This is a genomic window from Streptomyces atratus (genome assembly GCF_014648655.1).
In the GTDB taxonomy this organism is placed as follows: domain Bacteria; phylum Actinomycetota; class Actinomycetes; order Streptomycetales; family Streptomycetaceae; genus Streptomyces; species Streptomyces atratus.
On sequence record NZ_BMRN01000015.1, the window covers coordinates 80751 to 96423 of the forward strand.

The following is a 15673-nucleotide window of genomic DNA, read 5'->3' on the forward strand; positions in this document are numbered from 1 at the left end:
TCTCCTCAGTTGTTGGCCTGGCCGACCGCCGACTGTGCGGTGGGCGCTATCCGTTCGTCGTCCCGCAAGAGGCGCAGGACCATGTTCACGGCCTCCGGTACGGCAGCGGCCACGGGACCGCTGAGGCCGATGCCCTCTTCGACGCAGGCGGGTTCGCATCCGACGACCAGCGTGCGTCTCGGGGGGATGCAGCCCGTCCCGGCACACAGGGTCTCCAGCAGGGCCAGGACCGCGTCGGGGGACATGCGGTGGCCGTCGAGCAGAGCTTCCTGCGGCGCGATGCGGCCGGGCCGGTCGGCCTCGATCAGATACAGCGTTCCGGGATCGCCGCCGCGTTCGGTGGCATCGATCAGGACCAGCGTGTCGTATCCGTCGAGGAGCTGGTAAGCGAGGTGGACTCCGCGCACCCCGATGTCCACCGCTTCGACGTGGCCGGGCAGGGGTCCTGACGCCAGTCGTCGTACGGTCTCGACACCGAAGCCGTCGTCGCCGAGGAAGATGTTGCCGACGCCCGCCACCAGAGTCGTCGCTCTCTGCTCCGAGGGCGCTGTCATGCGTCCTCCAGTGGTGCGACCTCGTCGGGCTGGAAGTACAGGAACCGGCCCTGCTCACGCCGGATGTCCGCACCCGGATCGCCCTCCACGGTGACCGCGAGGTGCACTCCCCCGTCCACGTCGTGGAGTACTGCTTCGACCAGTGCGCTGCGACCTTGCAGAAAGAGGTCCTGGGCGTCGGTGCGGCGCAGACCCGGCCGCAGGAGTACGCGGCTGCCCGCGCCCACCGACCGGCCGTCCACCAGGATCCGGTCGCGAGCCGGGTCGGCGCCGGCGTCGGCGGCCGGGTCCCACCACGGCTGGTCCGGCCGGATCAGGTCGTACGCATCGGGCCCTCCCGGCATGTGCGGAAATCCGTCGGACGCAACGGCCGCGGGCGCACCGGGCTCGGTGACTTCCCGTAGGGCCCGCACCGCGCCGTGCAGCCGCTCCAGGACCTCGGGGGGCATCGAGTCGGCCAGGTCGATCACGGCGGCCGCCCGGTCGTCCGTCCCCCGGGCCTCGCGCTTCTCCTGGTCCGTCAAGGCGGCCGTGCGCAGCGCGAGGATCTCGTCGATCTCCGTGGAGTCGTACAGCGCTCCGGGGCTCTCCGGGGCGATGGCCGGGTGGTCCTCAAGGATGATCGGGGACGAGAGCACCAGGTCCGCGCGGCCGGGCTCCCCGGCCAGTACAGGCCAGGTGTGCAGATTCCGGCAGCCCGCGACTGCTCCCTCGGCCCACTCGGGAGGGTCCGTCATCGACAGGAACGAGCCTGCGCTCAGGCCCAGGAGGAGATGGGCGGCCACCAGTGACCTGGGCAGAGCGGCGTCGCGGTCGGCGTCACCGGCGCCCGGCGTCCACGTGCTGGTGTTCTCCACGACGGCGGTGAGTCGCATCGCCCGGTACGGGCCGTCGAGTTCGACAGCGGACAGCCGCACCGTGCCGCTGATCTCCTCGCAACGGCGCACCAGGCGGCCCACGATCCGGCCGTCCTCGTCACGGACGGTTTCGTGCTCCTCGCGTGCCGGGCGTGTGAAGGGGACGACGACTCCGTCGCCGGTGAGCTCGGCCACGGTGGCGAGTACTTCGACCCGTTCCTCCGCACCCTCGTCCCACGGAACCAGGACCCGGTCGGTGAGGTGGAGTTCGGGGACGGTCTCGAAGGTGCCGTCGTCGCGGAGCTGCTGCACGGTGCGCCGTTGGGCGTGCAGGAACCGCGCCTCGGCTGCCAGAGTCGCGCCGGCCTTCGGTTCCATCAGACACTCGGTGTGCTGGAAGTCGTGCTCTTCGGCGGCTGCCGTCCAGGCCGGTGGTACAAGCACCCCGAACTGCCAACGGAGCCGGTTCTTGGCCGCCGACGCCCGGTACGGGTACAGGACGTAGCCTTCGAAGAGGACGGCGTCGGCCACGCCCCGGGCAGCGGCGAAACGGGATTCCAGCGCGGGAGTCAGCGCGGATGAGGTCATTGCGCCGTCCTCTCGGCGAGCCCGGCGAGCCCGGCGTCGGCGAACGCCCGGTCCGCCGGCGGGAGGGCCGTGGTCCCGGCCGCGTCGAGAAGCGCCCGGACGGTCGCCTCCCACGAGGGCAGTGCGTGCCGGGAGCGGAATGCGATCAGGTCACTCATGGTGTCGCGGGGAAGCCGGATCCAGCCGCACCCGGGGAAGTGCTGGTCGATCATCTCCTGCCACACCGCCACCGGCATCCGCAAGGGCGCCTCCAGGTCCCAGGGCACCGGCTCGACCCGGAATCCTCCGGAACCGGTGAAAGCGGTGCCGGAGAAGAGCATGAGGAGCGGTACCTCACCATCCGTCAGCGCGTTCAAGTAACGTGTTGCGGCGATCTCCAGGTCATAGGTGCAGGGCACGACGACGTCCGTCTCGGTCGCCCCGGTGAACGTGGGAACCATGACCGGGACCTGGGCGAACTGCACGGGCTGGAGTGTGCTGCCCCAGCGTGAGCGCTCTCCGAACAGGTCCGTCAGGCCCTCGGCCTCAGTCGTTTCGTAGCCGCGCCGGGCCGGCTCGATGCGGATCTGGCAGCGAAGCGCGAGTGCGTGCACCCGCGCCTCTTCGGATGCGGTGATGCGCAGCCGGAAGACGAGGGTGGGGCCGGCGGCGTACGGGTCGGCGCGTACGCCGGTGCAGGTGAAGGTGAAGTCCGTCATGGTCGTCGCTCCCCCACCGTTGCCTCGGCCCGGCGTTCGACGTGTTCGAAGAAGGCCTGCAGATCGGCACGGGCCTCGGCTCCGCCGTCGAAGCCCTGCCACAGCAGGCGCATGCGTCCCACCAGCTCGTAGCAGATGTCGATCGGCACCAGATAACACTCGGCCCGGCCCTCGGTGCGGCGCAACAGCAGTGCTTCCACGTCGGGTTCGAGCAGCTGGGAGAGACGGCTGCCGCCGAGGACCGACTGCCAGGTCGACGGATCGAGTTCGCTCTCGGTGGCTCCGGCGGGGCTCGGGTAGAGCGCCACCAGCCGGCCCAGTGCGGCGTTGCGGAAGAAGAAGGCGACGCTGACCGGGATCTGCAGGAGTTCCCACGCGTTGTCGTCGAGACGATGGTCGTGGTCGGCCAGATAACGGTCCGGGACACTCAGGAACCGGCCGTGGGCGACGCCGGGCCGCTCGAAGAGCAGGGCGCACGGGGTGCAGGCGCACGCCAGGGAACGCTCCTCGGTGTCCACCAAATGCCGGTGGTTCCCCTCGGCCACCGGTACTCCGCACAGTTCGCAACGCTCCTGCCGGGGTTCACGCGGTGCCGCGAACCGCCGCAGCGTGTGCACGCCCGAGGCGGGCGCGGGCCGCCCGGCCCACGTCATGGGCGCGCTCATGGCGTGCCGGCCGGGGCCGGCCGGGCGGTTGCCACGCCCTGCGGCGGGCGGGTTCCGATCTGAAGGAGTGCCGGCTCCTGAGTGGCGGAGGCGGGCTCCATCTCGACCGTGGTCACCTCCGGTGCGAAGCAGGCCAGGGCGTTCTCGACGGACTGCTGCGCCGACGACGCGCCGGTGCAGCCGCATCCGCCCGTGCCGGCGCTCCGCAGGCGCAGAGTGCCTGTGCTCTCGTCGAAGGTCACCACTTCGACGGGATCGCGGACGGCCGCGAGGGCCCGCCCGATGCGCGTGCCCATGTCCTCGGGGTGCAGGTCATGCAGGACCAGCAGGCTCGATACGAGTTCGTCGCCCAGGAGTTCGTCCAGCGTGTCACCGGTTTCGCGGCCCGGTGCGGCCCGGAGCCCGTCGAGGATCCGGGCCAGCCCGGCGCCGTAGAAGTCCATCAGGACCCGCACCAGTTCCTCGGCCGCCGCGGAAGCCTTCCGGTCACCGGCCGCCGTCAGTTGCTCGAGCATCTCCTCGATGCGACGACCGGCCTGCTCCGCGTCGAGCGCCTTCGCTGCCGCGGTATGTGTTGTCACGCTCATCCGCCCAGTCCGCTCAGCCCGGTGGGCACGTGCATCTTCTGCACCGTCTTGCCCCCACCGACATACATGTGGACACCGCACGGGAGACAGGGGTCGAAGCTGCGCACGGTGCGCATGATGTCGATGCCCTTGAAGTTCTCCGGCGGGTTCTCCTCGAAGATCGGCGTGTTCTGCACGGCGTCCTCGTAGGGACCGGGAGTTCCGTAGGTGTCCCTGGTGCTGGCGTTCCACGGCGTCGGAGGGTAGGGGTGATAGTTGGCGATCTTGCCGTCCCTGATCACCATGTGGTGCGACAGCACGCCCCGTACGGCCTCGGTGAATCCGACGCCGATGCTCTCGTCCGGAACGTCGAACTTCTCCCAGGTCTGCGTACGTCCGGCGCGTACCTCCTCAAGCCCCTTCTCGGCGCAGTGCAGCGCGATCGCGGCCGAGTACGCCTGGAAGTAGGTGCGGGCGCGGTTGCGCTCCAGCGCGTTGCTCCACTTCGGGATCTGCCACTCGAAGGTGGTCTCGGGCTTGGTCATCGTGCGCGGCAGGTTGATGACGACACTGTGGCCGGTGGCCTTGACGTAGCCGACGTCGACGAGCCCGGAGAGCGCGGTGGACCACAGCCGGGCGAGGGGGCCGCCGCCGGTGTCGAGGGCCAGGTGGTCCTTGCCGTCGAACCAGCGCGGCGACATGACCCAGCTGTACTTGTCGTCGAAGTTCCGCTTCTGCGGCGCCGGGATCGTGTGCTGGTTCCACGGGTGGCGGGGGTCGACCGGGTTGCCGAGCGGGTCATGGGTGACGAACTGCTCCTTGCCCTCCCAGTCGTCGTAGTACGAACTGCCCAGCAGGATCCGGATGCCGAGGTTGATCTCGGTCAGGTCATTGGTGACCAATTTGCCGTCCACGATCACACCGGGGGTGACGAACATCCTGCGTCCCCAGTCACTCATGTTGGCGTACGTGAAGTCGCAGTGCTCAGGGTCGTTGAGCGCTCCCCAGCAGCCGAGCAGCACCCGTCGGCGACCGACCTCTTCGTACCCGGGCAGGGCCTCGTAGAAGAAGTCGAACAGGTCGTCGTGCAGGGGCACGACCCGCTTCATGAACTCCACATAGCGCATGAGGCGGCTGAGGTAGTCCGTGAAGAGCTGGACGGAGGCGATGGTGCCCACGCCGCCCGGGTAGAGCGTGGACGGGTGCACATGGCGCCCCTCCATCAGGCAGAACATCTCCCGGGTGTAGCGGCTCACCTGGAGGGCCTCGCGGTAGAACTCGCCCTCGATGGGGTTGAGCGACCGCATGATGTCGGCGATCGTGCGGTAGCCGTGCTCCCCGGCGTGCGGCGCTTCGGTGCGCTCGGCCAGTTCCAGGACGCCGGGATTGGTCTCGCGGACCATCTTTTCGCAGTAGTCGACCCCGACCAGGTTCTCCTGGAAGATGTTGTGGTCGAACATGTACTCCGCGGACTCGCCGAGGTTGATGATCCACTCGCCGAGGTGCGGCGGCTTCACCCCGTACGCCATGTTCTGCGTGTACACGGAACACGTGGCGTGGTTGTCGCCACAGATCCCGCAGATGCGGCTGGTGATGAAGTGCGCGTCCCGGGGGTCCTTGCCCCGCATGAACACGCTGTAGCCGCGGAAGACCGACGAGGTGCTGTAGCACTCCGCGACCCGCTTCTGCTTGAAGTCGATCTTCGTATGGATACCGAGACTGCCCACGATCCGGGTGATCGGATCCCAGGCCATCTCCACCAGGCCGCTGCCGTCGCCGGCCGCCTTCGTTTTCGGTGCCATCGTGTGTGCCGTAGCCCTTCTGAGAAGCGTGAGGTGGGGTCGTCACCGGAAGGTGTGGAGTGCGATCGGAGTCCTCGGCGTGTTCACCACGGGGGCCGGTAGCCGGTGGTCAGCCGACCCCTCTTGTGCCGCCACTTCGGCTCCGTGTCCAGGGTCTTCGCCGTGATCGCGCGGAGCCTGCGGATGACCGCCCCGTACGCGCCGCTGGCAGTGGCGGAGACCTTGGCGCCCGGCGGTTCGTCCATGAACGGCATGAACTTGTCGGGGAAGCCCGGCATGGTGCAGGCGATACAGATGCCGCCGACGTTCGGGCAGCCTCCGATGCCGTTCATCCAGCCGCGTTTGGGTACGTTGCACTTGACGACCGGACCCCAGCAGCCGAGCTTGACCAGGCACTTGGGCGAGTCGTAGGTCTGGGCGAACTCGCCCTGCTCGTAGTAGCCGGCCCGGTCGCATCCCTCGTGCACGGTGGCGCCGAACAGCCAGGCAGGACGGAGCTTGTCGTCCAGCGGGATCATCGGAGCGGATCCCGCCGCCTGGTACAGCAGGTACGTCAGGGTCTCCGAGAAGTTGTCCGGCTGGATCGGGCAGCCCGGCACGCACACGATCGGGATACCGGCCTTCGACTTCCAGTCCCAGCCGAGATAGTCGGGCAGGCCCATGGCCCCGGTCGGGTTACCGGCCATCGCGTGAATGCCGCCGTATGTGGCGCAGGTGCCGATGGCGACGACCGCAAGGGCTTTGGGCGCCAGCCGGTCGATCCATTCGCTGGTGGTCATCGGCTGGCCGGTCTCCGGATTGTCACCGAAACCGCACCAGTACCCCTCCGGCTTGATCGTCTCGTTCGGGATGGAACCCTCGACGACCAGGACGAAGGGATCGATCTCGCCGCGCTCGCCCTTGAAGAACCATTCGATGAAGGTGTCCGCACCGCCCACGGGACCACATTCGAAGTCGATCAACGGCCAGTGGACCTCGATCTTGGGCAGACCGGGCAGCGCACCGACGACGATCTCTTCGATGCTCGGCTGCATCGCGGCAGTCAGGGCCACCGAGTCGCCGTCACAGCTCAGCCCCGCGTTGATCCAGAGGATATGGATCGGGGACTCTTCTCCGGTGGGCGCAGCGGGTGCGTCCACGGTGTTCGACGTTGCTGCATCCATGAGGATGCCTCCCTGGAAAGAGACATACGAAGGCCGACAAATCGACCTTCACTGTTCTTGGTACCAAGCACCCGGTGCGAGTACGGCATGGTGTGCCGCCAGTCCGGTGACGTCGGGCTCCCGGGCGGGCCGGTCCCCCGCAGATCTGCCGGTCGAGGCGGGGACGAGGTACGACGGCCGGCCCGACGGAGGATCCTTGAGCACGAACGCACGCCGCAGTGCGTGATAGGAGGACCGAGGGTCGAAGAAGGTCCGCCGCATCACGGTCAGCTCCTCCTCCCGGTAATCGGCCAGGGGTCTGTCGGCCTCGTCCCGGTCCCGTTCGGCCTTCTTCGCCGCAATCCGCGACGGTGCCGCGGGCGACGCGGCGAGGCGGGCCGCCAGCCGGACGACCTCGCCCTCGAACGACTGCGCGTCGCAGTCGACCGTCCGGTCGGCCAGGCCGAGCCGCACAGCGGCCTCGGCGCTCACCGGCAGCGCCTTGCTGGTGAGGCGCGCCGCCGCGGCGGCGCCCACCCTGCGCGGCAGCGTGTACGTCCAGTACTCGGAGCCGTACAGCCCCATCAGGCTGTAGTGCGGGTTCAGCACCGCCCCCGTCCTGCACCAGACCTCGTCCGCAGCCAGGGCGAGCATCACCCCGCCCGCGGCCGCGTTGCCGCCCACGGCGGAGACCACCAGCCGGTCGGTGGTGGTCAGCACGGCCTCCACGAGGTCGTCCATGGCGCTGATGTTGGCCCAGGACTCCTCGCCGGGGTCGGCGGCGGCCTCGATGACATTGAGGTGGATGCCGTTGGAGAAGAAGTCACGGCCGCCTCCCAGTACCAGCACCGAGGTGGGCCGTCGGCAGGCCAGCCGGTAGGCGTCGTGCAGCCGTCGGCACTGCGCCGTGCTCATCGCACCGCCGGGGAAGGAGAATGAGAGGAAACCGGCCTGCCCCACCTCCCGGTAGCAGATGTCGCTCCAGCCATGTCGCCGCCCTTCCTCGTGCAGCGGCACAGGATGCTCAGGCAGTGCGGGCAGACGCCCGGCGAGCGCCGTCACAGCGGGCAGTTTGAACGTGGCGGGCCCTCCCGGCCTGCGGCGGGGCCGAAGCTCGGGGATCCACACCGCGCCGTCGGTCGTCGCCCGGCAGACCGCCCCTGCCCGTACGGCCACCAGCTCGCCGGGTCCGCCGCGCAGTTCGTGCTCCGGGTGCCCCCCGTGCAGAAACCATTCGTCCCCCAGCAGTTCGTCGCGCACGCCGGGGTACGAGTCGGCGGCCCGCAGCTTGCGCAGGACCGCTTCCGTGGAGTCCGACTCCCAGTCGATGCGGCGGTGCTCCTGGCGTAGGTACGGTCGCGTACGGATGCGCAACTCCTCGTCCCCGCCGGTCTGCGGTCGAGGAACGTACGTACCGGACGAGAAGCGCTCGACGGCGAGGTGCACGGCCTGCAACGCGGCATCGGAGACTTCGTTGCGGTACAGGTCGCTCTTGCCCACCGGGGGCACCGGGAAGGTGGCCGATGCCCAGATGTCCCCGGCATCCATTTCCTCGTCGGCCTGCAGAACCGTCACGCCCCATGTGTCCGCGCCCTCGTGGATGGCCCAGTCGAGGGAGGAGGGCCCGCGGTCGCCCGGGGGGCCGGGATGGACGACGAGGCAGGTGTGCGCAGCCCAGACATCCCGGGGGATGGCGGTCTTCAGCAACGGGGCCAGGATGAGGTCGGGCGCGAAATCGCGCACAGCCCGCCGCAGCGACTCGTCGCGCACGGACGGCTCCGGAGCCGCGAGTTCCACCGCCACGGTGTGGCCCCGGTCCCTCAGTTCGGCATGAACACGCTGAGTAAGGCTGTTGAACGCGCTCGCCACGAGCAGGATGTGCACAACGATCTCCCAACGCCGGCCGGATCCGGCTGGTTGCGATGGTGGGGTACTGCGGGCGGGGCTCCTGCGGCAACCGGCCGCGAAGTCACCCGAAAGCGAACACATCGGCGACCACTCAGTGGAACCCGTACCGCGAGCCCCGCGCCCAGTGGATCGGAATGAACCGAGCAGCGACATGACGCGGAGCCGGGCGCTCGATACGAGCCCGACTACGCACCCCACCGAGACCGGTCGGGGCCACTCGGCGTGATCCGCTCCGGCGGCCTGTTATCTTTACGTGACTTCGCGCCGCAACTCTCGGTCACGCTTTGGCCTTTGCTGTGGTGGAGTCGGCGAGGGGGAAGCGTGTGGCCGCCGTCCGGGCGATTCGGTCCGGTCAGCAGCCGCACGGCCTGAACTGAACCTGGGGATGCCACATGCCATATACCGGCCGAGACGAATGACTCTGCCGCCCGCCTGACGCGGGCAGACGTCCGCAGGGCCCCGGGGGCGGCCGAAATGGAGTGTGGCGGCGGACGAGCAATGACCACTACACGTGTACGGGCACGGTCGTAGTCTGCGGCCGGCCCGGCCTGTCATGGCTGGACGGAATGACACAGCACACCTTATTCAGCAGAACGGCGCATGCCGCTCGGTCTGCACTGCGCCCCGGGACGGGGTGCCGGAAACAGGCGAAGCGACCGCGCCTGCGCCTGCCGCGCAAACCGGACTATCCGCGCACGGGCCGGCGCGGCTGGCGAAGATGGGTGCCCTCGTGGCGGCTGGTCGCGGGTTCGTTACTGATGTTCATCGCAACGCTCACGACCGTGGTGGGCATCGCCTACGCGCGCACGGACATCCCCAAGGACCTCAACGCCTTCGCCACTCAGCAGGACACCGTCTACTACTGGGCCGACGGGACCCCCATGGCCCGCACGGGCTGGGTGAGCCGCCAGGAGATGCCCCTGTCGAAGATTCCTGACGATGTCCGGTGGGCCGTACTGGCGGCCGAGAACGCCGACTTCTACTCGGACCACGGCATATCGACGCAGGGAATCACCCGCGCGCTGTGGCGCACGGTCGGCGATGGGGACACCCAGGGCGGATCGACCATCACCCAGCAGTACGTCAAGAACGTCTACCTCTCGCAGGACCAGTCCTTCTCCCGCAAGTTCACCGAGATGCTGCTCGCGGTCAAACTCGACCGCCATGTGAGCAAGGACGAGATCCTCGAGGAGTATCTGAACACCAGCTGGTTCGGCCGTGGCACTTACGGCCTCCAGCGCGCGGCCCAGGCCTACTACGGCAAAGAGGTCACCCAACTCAACGCCAGCGAGGGCGCGTTCCTCGCCTCGCTGCTCAAGGGGGCCTCGCTCTACGATCCCGCCATCAACCCCCGCAACCACAAACGTGCCGTCGAACGGTGGAAGTGGACGCTGGACCGCATGGTGGAGATCGGCAAGCTGAGCGCGGCCGAGCGTGCCCGGTACACCACCTTTCCCGAGCCCAAGCCCCCTCACAAGCCGAACAGCACTGCCGGGCAGGACGGTTACCTCGTTCAGCTCGCCGAGTCGTACGCCAAGCGTGCCGGACACATCTCCGACGCACGCTTCGACCTCGGCGGCTACCAGATCTACACGACGTTCGAGAAGCCGCGGATGACCGCCCTCACCCGGGCCGTGAAGGAGGCGCGCGACACGCTCGATCCCAAGCAGCGCAAGGCCGACCGCCATGTCCGGTTCGGGGCCTCGTCCGTCGCCCCGGACGGCCGGATCCTCGCCGTGTACGGCGGACCGGACTTCGAGCGGCAGGCCTTCAACGAATCCAACGCGAGTACTGTCCCCGCCGGTTCGGCGTTCACCCCGTTCGTCTACGCCGCCGGCCTGGAGCACGGCATCTCACGCACGCGCAACGGCCCCCGGACCAGCGTGACGCCCTCGACCGTGTACGACGGTGACGACGACATTCCGGTCATGACGCACGAAGGTCCCTACTGGGACCGCAACGGCAAGATGGTCAAGGGCCAGAACGACGGCGACCGCTCCTACGGCCGCATCAGTCTGCACGACGCCATGGCGAAGGCCGCGAACTCCCCGTTCCTCCAACTCGGTATGGATGCGGGACTGAAGCAGGTCCGCAGTACGGCCGAGGCATCCGGGCTGCTCCCGTCCAGCTTCGGCCCACCCGTTCCCGCGTTCTCGATGGGCAACTCCACACCGAGCGCCATCCGCATGGCCGACGCGTACGGCATGTTCGCGGCCCGCGGCGTGCACACCGATCCGTACTCGGTACGAAAGGTCACGCGCAACGGCGAGCCGATCCGGCTGGATCTGCCGAAGGCGAAGCGCGCCGTGCGGTCCGACGTCGCCGACGAGGTCACCGCATCGCTCGCACGGCCCGGCGGGGAGAGCGGCACCGCCCTCGCCTCGCCGGTCGCCGCCAAGGCCGGAACCACCGAGGACGACACGGCGCGCTGGTACGTCGGTTACAACCGGGCCGCGTCCACGGCCGTCGTCGTGTACCGCATGGACCTGACGAAGAGTCTGGCGCCACTGCCTCTGAAGGGGCTCGGCGGCGAATCGGCGGCCGGCAAGAAGCTCTCGTCCCAGATCTGGAACACATACACGGAAGCCATGACGAAGTGACAGATACCAGAGAGAAAACTGCCGTTCGCCGAATACGGGCCCGCTTGACGCCCCGTATCGTCCTGGGGCTCGCGGCATGCTTAGTCGCGTCGGGTTCCGCGGCCCTCATCCCGCTGGCGTCCGACGAATCCTCCGACAACCGGACCCCTCAGCAGGGCACACGCACCGTCGCGGCGCCGACGCCCACCGCCCGGGAGCATCGCGGGGGTGACGGAAAGAAGACGGAAGAGGAGAAGTGGGACGGGAAGGTCAAGATTCTGGGAGACGGTTCCACGTCCTACACCGGGCCGCAGAAGGGCCAGTTGAAGGCCCGGAGACTCAAGCCGGGTGAGAAGCCGCCCCAGTTCGTGGTGTTCTCGTGGGACGGCGCGCTGGAGGGCGACGATCGCATGTTCTCGCGCTTCCGCCGTGCGGCGAAGGAGAGCAATGCGCACATGACGTTCTTCCTCACCGGTATCTACCTGCTCCCGGAGGAGAAGAGGAACCTCTACGAGCCGCCCCAGCACAAGCCCGGAGCGGCCGCGATCTCGTACCCGACGCGCGAACACATCCGCATGACGCTGGAACAGCTCGGCGACGCCTGGCGGGAGGGCAACGAGATCGGGTCCCACTTCAACGGCCACTTCTGCGAAAAGAAGGGCGGTGGGGACTGGAGCACGGACGAGTGGATGAGCGAGATCAACCAGTTCTACTCCTTCGTGCAGAACTGGAAGACGAACACAGGCTTCAAGGACCTCGATCCGCTGCCCTTCGACCCCACCCGCGAGGTCGTCGGCGGACGGGCCCCCTGCCTCGAAGGCCAGAAGACCCTACTGCCGGCGACCAAACCCTTCGGATGGCGGTACGACGCGAGCTCCCCGGGAGACTTCCAGATCTGGCCGTCCAAGAAGAACGGTGTCTGGGACCTTCCGCTGCAGATGCTGCCGTTCCCCGGCAAGGACTTCCAGGTGCTGTCCATGGACTTCAACTTCCTCTACAACCAGTCGGAAGGCAGCACCGAGGGCGACCCCGGGAAGTACCAGACGTGGCGCAAGGAGGCGCGGGACTCCTACGCCGCCGGATTCGAGCGGGTTTTCAATGGCAGCCGCGCACCGCTGTTCATCGGAAATCACTTCGAGGACTGGAACGGCGGGATCTATATGGATGCCGTCGAGGAAACGATGCGAGAGGTCTGCCCGCGCAAGGAGGTGCGCTGCGTGTCCTTCCGCGAACTGACCGACTGGCTCGATGCGCAGGACCCCAAGGTCCTCGCCCATTTGCGGACACTCGATCCCGCCCAGCCGCCGAACTGGAAGCAGTAGCCGGCTGAACGCGGAAAGCGGAGCTCCGGCTGAACAACTCGCGTGATGTGACGAACCGTTCAGGTCGGGGCTCCGCGGTCCGGCGTGCGCAGGCTTCGTCGACGCCCTCGGTCAGCCTGCCTTCTTGACGAACTCCGTGGTGTACGTCTTGGCGAGGTCCACCTTCGCGTTCTTCAGGTTCGGGTTGAAGGCCTTCAGGACCCGCTCGACGGTGGCGGGGCCGTCCGCGGGCATGACGCCGTCCGTGGTGAACATGGGCAGCGTGCTCCTGATCGCCTGTGCGTACAGAGCCTTGCCGCCGCCCTGGGCGTAGTCGGCGGGCATCTTCGCGGCGATCTCGTCGGCGCTGTGCGTGGACATCCACTTCAGGGTCTTGACGAAGGCGTTGGCCAGCTTCTGGACGGTGCCCTTGTGACTGTTGACCCACTCGGTCTGCATGTAGAGGCTGGAGGACGGGTAGAGCCCGCCGAGTGCCTGCTTGGAGCCCTCGGGGGTCCGCATGTCGATGAGGATCTTGCCGAGCTTCTTGTCCAGGATGGTGGCGACCGTCGGATCGGTGGTCATACCGCCCTGGATGGAACCCTGCTGAAGCGCGGAGATGAACGTCTGCCCCGCTCCGACCGCCACGGGCGTGAATTCGCTGGTCTTCACATCGTTGCTCACGGCGAGGTACTTCGTGAGGAAGTCGGTCGAGGAGCCGATGCCCGTCACACCGAGCTTCTTGCCCTTGAAGTCCTTCGCCGACCTGACGTCCCCCGCCGCCTTGTTGGACACGATCTCGACCTCGCCGGGAGCCTGGGAGAACTGGACGACCGACTCGACCTGCTTGCCCTTCACCTGAAGGTCGAGGGTGTGGTCGTAGAAGCCCACCGTGCCCTGGACGTCGCCGGAGACCAGTGCCGTCTCTGCCTGGACGCCCGCGGGCTCGGTCAGGAGCTGGACCGACACTCCCTCCTCCTTGAAGTAGCCGAGCCGCTCGGTCAGCATCGCGGGCAGGTAGATGACCTTGTCCAGGCCCCCGACCATGATCTTGACCTTGTCGTTCTTGCCACCGGAGGCCGAGGTGGAGTCGCCGCCACAGGCGGTCAGGCTGGTCAGGGCGAGTGCACCGGCGACGGCGACGGCCGAGATCCGGGTGGATGTACGCATCTGATTCACGTCCTTGTGAAGAAACAGTCGGGTGTGCGGATGACGGTCGGTGTCAGCGGCCGGTGTCGGCCTCGGCCGGCTTCCAGCGGAAGAGCCGCTTTTCGAGGAAGGTCAGCAGGCCTTCGGCCAGCAGCGCGACAATCGCGAGGATGACCATCGCGGCGTAGACACCGGCGGCGTTGAACGTGCCCTGCGAGGCGGCGACCAGCAGCCCGAGTCCCTTGGTGGCCCCGATGTACTCACCGACGATGGCGCCGATGAGGGCAAAGCCGAAGCTCACGTGCAGGCTGGTGAAGATCCAGGACGTGGCCGAGGGGATGACCACCTGAAGCGTGACCTGGCGGTTGCTGGCGCCCAGGATGCGGGAGTTGGCCACGAGATTGCGGTCGACCTCCCTTGCCCCCTGGAAGGCGTTGAAGAAGACGGGGAAGAACACGAGGACGACCGCGGAGGCGACCTTCGAAGCCGGGCCGAGGCCGAACCAGATGAGGAAGATCGGGGCGAGCACGATGCGTGGCAGGGCGTTGAGCACCTTGATGTACGGGCCGAGGACATCGGCGGCGAAGCGGACGCGGCCCAGCGCGATTCCGAGCAGCACACCGGCGATCACACCGATGACCCAGCCGAGCAGCGCTTCGTAGAGCGTGTACCAGATCTGCTCCCACAGGGAGCCCTGGGCGGTGCCGTCGACGACCCAGGTACGGATCTGGTCCCAGATCTTCGACGGCATGGAGAAGTTGAACGGGTCGATGACCGACGTTCGGGCCAGCCACTCCCACAGTCCGATGACCGCGAAGAGCACCGCGACCCGGCTCCCGAGCACCAGGTACTTGCGGTTGCGGGCGGCCCGCGCCCTGGCCCGGGTCCGCTCGGTCTTGGTGACGGCGGCGTTCGCGGTGATGGTTTCAGGCGACATCGAGGGCACCCCTTTCGCGGGTGATGCGGACCTCTTCGCCGAGCGAGGACCAGATCTCCCGGTAGATCTCGATGAACCGGGGCTCCAGACGCACCTGCTCGACCTTGCGGGGGCGGGGCAGATCGATCTCGAAGACCTCCTTGACCGTGGCCGGTCCCGCGGTCATGACCACGACCTTGTCGGCCAGTGCGATGGACTCCTCCAGGTCATGGGTGACGAAGACGACGGAGGCTCCGGTGCCGGCCCACAGCTCCAGCAGTTCGTCCGACATCAGGGCCCTGGTCTGCACATCGAGCGCGGAGAAGGGTTCGTCCATGAGCAGGATCTCGGGGTCGTTGACAAAGGTGGCCGCGAGGGCGACGCGCTTGCGCTGACCGCCGGACAACTGGTGGGGATAGCGGTCCTCGAAGGAGGACAGCCCGACCCGGGCGAGCCACTCCCTGGCCCGCTCCTTCGCCTCCGCCTTCGGCACGCCGCGGAAGCGGGGGCCTGCCATCACATTGGACAGCACGGTCCGCCAGGGGAAAACCGCGTCCTGCTGGAAGACGAAGCCGACCTTGTCGCCGATGCCGCGCACCGGCTCGCCGCCCACCAGCACCTCCCCCTCGGTGGGCTCCTCCAGACCGCTGACCAGAGTCAGTGTGGTCGACTTGCCGCATCCGGTGGGGCCCACCACGGCGACGAACTCACCGCGCCCGATCGTGAGGTCCAGATCCCGTACGGCGGTGTGGAGCGCCCCCGACGGAGTCCGGAACGCTTTGCTCGCCCCCCGCAGCTCGATGGCGGGGCTCGTTTCGCTGTTCATGGAGCGGGACGCTAAGTGTGCCCCGGGGACCTGGGCACCCTTGCGCCCACAACTCCTGCTTCTGCCCATAAACCGCAGTTCTGCTCGTTCTGCTCGCGCTGCGGCAACGAATGCGCCACGAG

Annotated in this window: 13 protein-coding genes; 2 read left to right on the top strand and 11 right to left on the bottom strand. The window is 68.0% G+C overall.

Going from position 1 to position 15673, the window contains the following annotated elements:
* Positions 1-5: 5 nt before the first annotated feature.
* The 8 genes from IEZ15_RS23790 to IEZ15_RS23825 form a co-directional block, all read right to left on the bottom strand.
* Complete coding sequence (locus IEZ15_RS23790) at positions 6-554, bottom strand: hydrogenase maturation protease (RefSeq protein ID WP_114248115.1); 549 nt, start codon at positions 552-554, stop codon at positions 6-8.
* Complete coding sequence (locus IEZ15_RS23795) at positions 551-1999, bottom strand: hypothetical protein (protein WP_189279273.1); 1449 nt, start codon at positions 1997-1999, stop codon at positions 551-553. The genes IEZ15_RS23790 and IEZ15_RS23795 overlap by 4 nt, the downstream gene beginning before the upstream one ends.
* A complete protein-coding gene (locus tag IEZ15_RS23800) occupies positions 1996-2697 on the bottom strand; it encodes a DUF6084 family protein (protein ID WP_189279274.1) in 702 nt (233 codons plus the stop codon). The genes IEZ15_RS23795 and IEZ15_RS23800 overlap by 4 nt, the downstream gene beginning before the upstream one ends.
* The gene (locus IEZ15_RS23805) at positions 2694-3362 is read right to left on the bottom strand and encodes a DUF5947 family protein (RefSeq protein WP_114248112.1); all 669 of its coding nucleotides are present in this window, start codon (positions 3360-3362) and stop codon (positions 2694-2696) included. The genes IEZ15_RS23800 and IEZ15_RS23805 overlap by 4 nt, the downstream gene beginning before the upstream one ends.
* Complete coding sequence (locus IEZ15_RS23810; RefSeq protein ID WP_189279275.1) at positions 3359-3949, bottom strand: NifU-related iron-sulfur-binding protein; 591 nt, start codon at positions 3947-3949, stop codon at positions 3359-3361. Before IEZ15_RS23810 ends, IEZ15_RS23805 begins: the two co-directional genes overlap by 4 nt.
* Positions 3946-5730, bottom strand: a complete 1785-nt coding sequence (locus IEZ15_RS23815; protein ID WP_189279276.1) for a nickel-dependent hydrogenase large subunit — start codon at positions 5728-5730, stop codon at positions 3946-3948. Before IEZ15_RS23815 ends, IEZ15_RS23810 begins: the two co-directional genes overlap by 4 nt.
* 83 nt (positions 5731-5813) lie before the next feature.
* Positions 5814-6893 (bottom strand): NADH-quinone oxidoreductase subunit B family protein, encoded by a 1080-nt coding sequence (locus IEZ15_RS23820; RefSeq protein ID WP_189279277.1) that lies wholly within the window; start codon positions 6891-6893, stop codon positions 5814-5816.
* Positions 6894-6941: 48 nt separating this feature from the next.
* Positions 6942-8756 (bottom strand): hydrogenase maturation protein, encoded by a 1815-nt coding sequence (locus IEZ15_RS23825; protein WP_189279278.1) that lies wholly within the window; start codon positions 8754-8756, stop codon positions 6942-6944.
* A 590-nt stretch (positions 8757-9346) separates the two neighbouring features.
* On the opposite strand from IEZ15_RS23825, the gene IEZ15_RS23830 reads away from it, so the two are divergent.
* Complete coding sequence (locus IEZ15_RS23830; protein ID WP_189279279.1) at positions 9347-11380, top strand: transglycosylase domain-containing protein; 2034 nt, start codon at positions 9347-9349, stop codon at positions 11378-11380.
* Between the two features lie 44 nt (positions 11381-11424).
* Complete coding sequence (locus tag IEZ15_RS23835; RefSeq protein ID WP_229846069.1) at positions 11425-12681, top strand: polysaccharide deacetylase family protein; 1257 nt, start codon at positions 11425-11427, stop codon at positions 12679-12681.
* 111 nt (positions 12682-12792) lie between these two features.
* Here IEZ15_RS23835 and IEZ15_RS23840 read toward each other — a convergent pair whose 3' ends face one another.
* From IEZ15_RS23840 to IEZ15_RS23850, 3 genes are read right to left on the bottom strand one after another with little or no spacing between them, the layout of a single operon-like run.
* On the bottom strand, positions 12793-13830 hold the full coding sequence (locus IEZ15_RS23840) for an ABC transporter substrate-binding protein (protein ID WP_114248106.1): 1038 nt from the start codon (positions 13828-13830) through the stop codon (positions 12793-12795).
* 52 nt (positions 13831-13882) lie between these two features.
* A complete protein-coding gene (locus tag IEZ15_RS23845) occupies positions 13883-14746 on the bottom strand; it encodes an ABC transporter permease (protein ID WP_189279280.1) in 864 nt (287 codons plus the stop codon).
* Complete coding sequence (locus IEZ15_RS23850; protein ID WP_114248104.1) at positions 14736-15551, bottom strand: ABC transporter ATP-binding protein; 816 nt, start codon at positions 15549-15551, stop codon at positions 14736-14738. The genes IEZ15_RS23845 and IEZ15_RS23850 overlap by 11 nt, the downstream gene beginning before the upstream one ends.
* Positions 15552-15673: the final 122 nt, after the last annotated feature.

What these genes read in the sequence shown, in the direction of transcription:
- IEZ15_RS23790 (WP_114248115.1), bottom strand. Translation starts at nt 554, where the DNA reads ATGACAGCGCCCTCGGAGCAGAGAGCGACGACTCTGGTGGCGGGCGTC.
- IEZ15_RS23795 (WP_189279273.1), bottom strand. Translation starts at nt 1,999, where the DNA reads ATGACCTCATCCGCGCTGACTCCCGCGCTGGAATCCCGTTTCGCCGCT.
- IEZ15_RS23800 (WP_189279274.1), bottom strand. Translation starts at nt 2,697, where the DNA reads ATGACGGACTTCACCTTCACCTGCACCGGCGTACGCGCCGACCCGTAC.
- IEZ15_RS23805 (WP_114248112.1), bottom strand. Translation starts at nt 3,362, where the DNA reads ATGAGCGCGCCCATGACGTGGGCCGGGCGGCCCGCGCCCGCCTCGGGC.
- IEZ15_RS23810 (WP_189279275.1), bottom strand. Translation starts at nt 3,949, where the DNA reads ATGAGCGTGACAACACATACCGCGGCAGCGAAGGCGCTCGACGCGGAG.
- IEZ15_RS23815 (WP_189279276.1), bottom strand. Translation starts at nt 5,730, where the DNA reads ATGGCACCGAAAACGAAGGCGGCCGGCGACGGCAGCGGCCTGGTGGAG.
- IEZ15_RS23820 (WP_189279277.1), bottom strand. Translation starts at nt 6,893, where the DNA reads ATGGATGCAGCAACGTCGAACACCGTGGACGCACCCGCTGCGCCCACC.
- IEZ15_RS23830 (WP_189279279.1), top strand. Translation starts at nt 9,347, where the DNA reads ATGACACAGCACACCTTATTCAGCAGAACGGCGCATGCCGCTCGGTCT.
- IEZ15_RS23840 (WP_114248106.1), bottom strand. Translation starts at nt 13,830, where the DNA reads ATGCGTACATCCACCCGGATCTCGGCCGTCGCCGTCGCCGGTGCACTC.
- IEZ15_RS23845 (WP_189279280.1), bottom strand. Translation starts at nt 14,746, where the DNA reads ATGTCGCCTGAAACCATCACCGCGAACGCCGCCGTCACCAAGACCGAG.
- IEZ15_RS23850 (WP_114248104.1), bottom strand. Translation starts at nt 15,551, where the DNA reads ATGAACAGCGAAACGAGCCCCGCCATCGAGCTGCGGGGGGCGAGCAAA.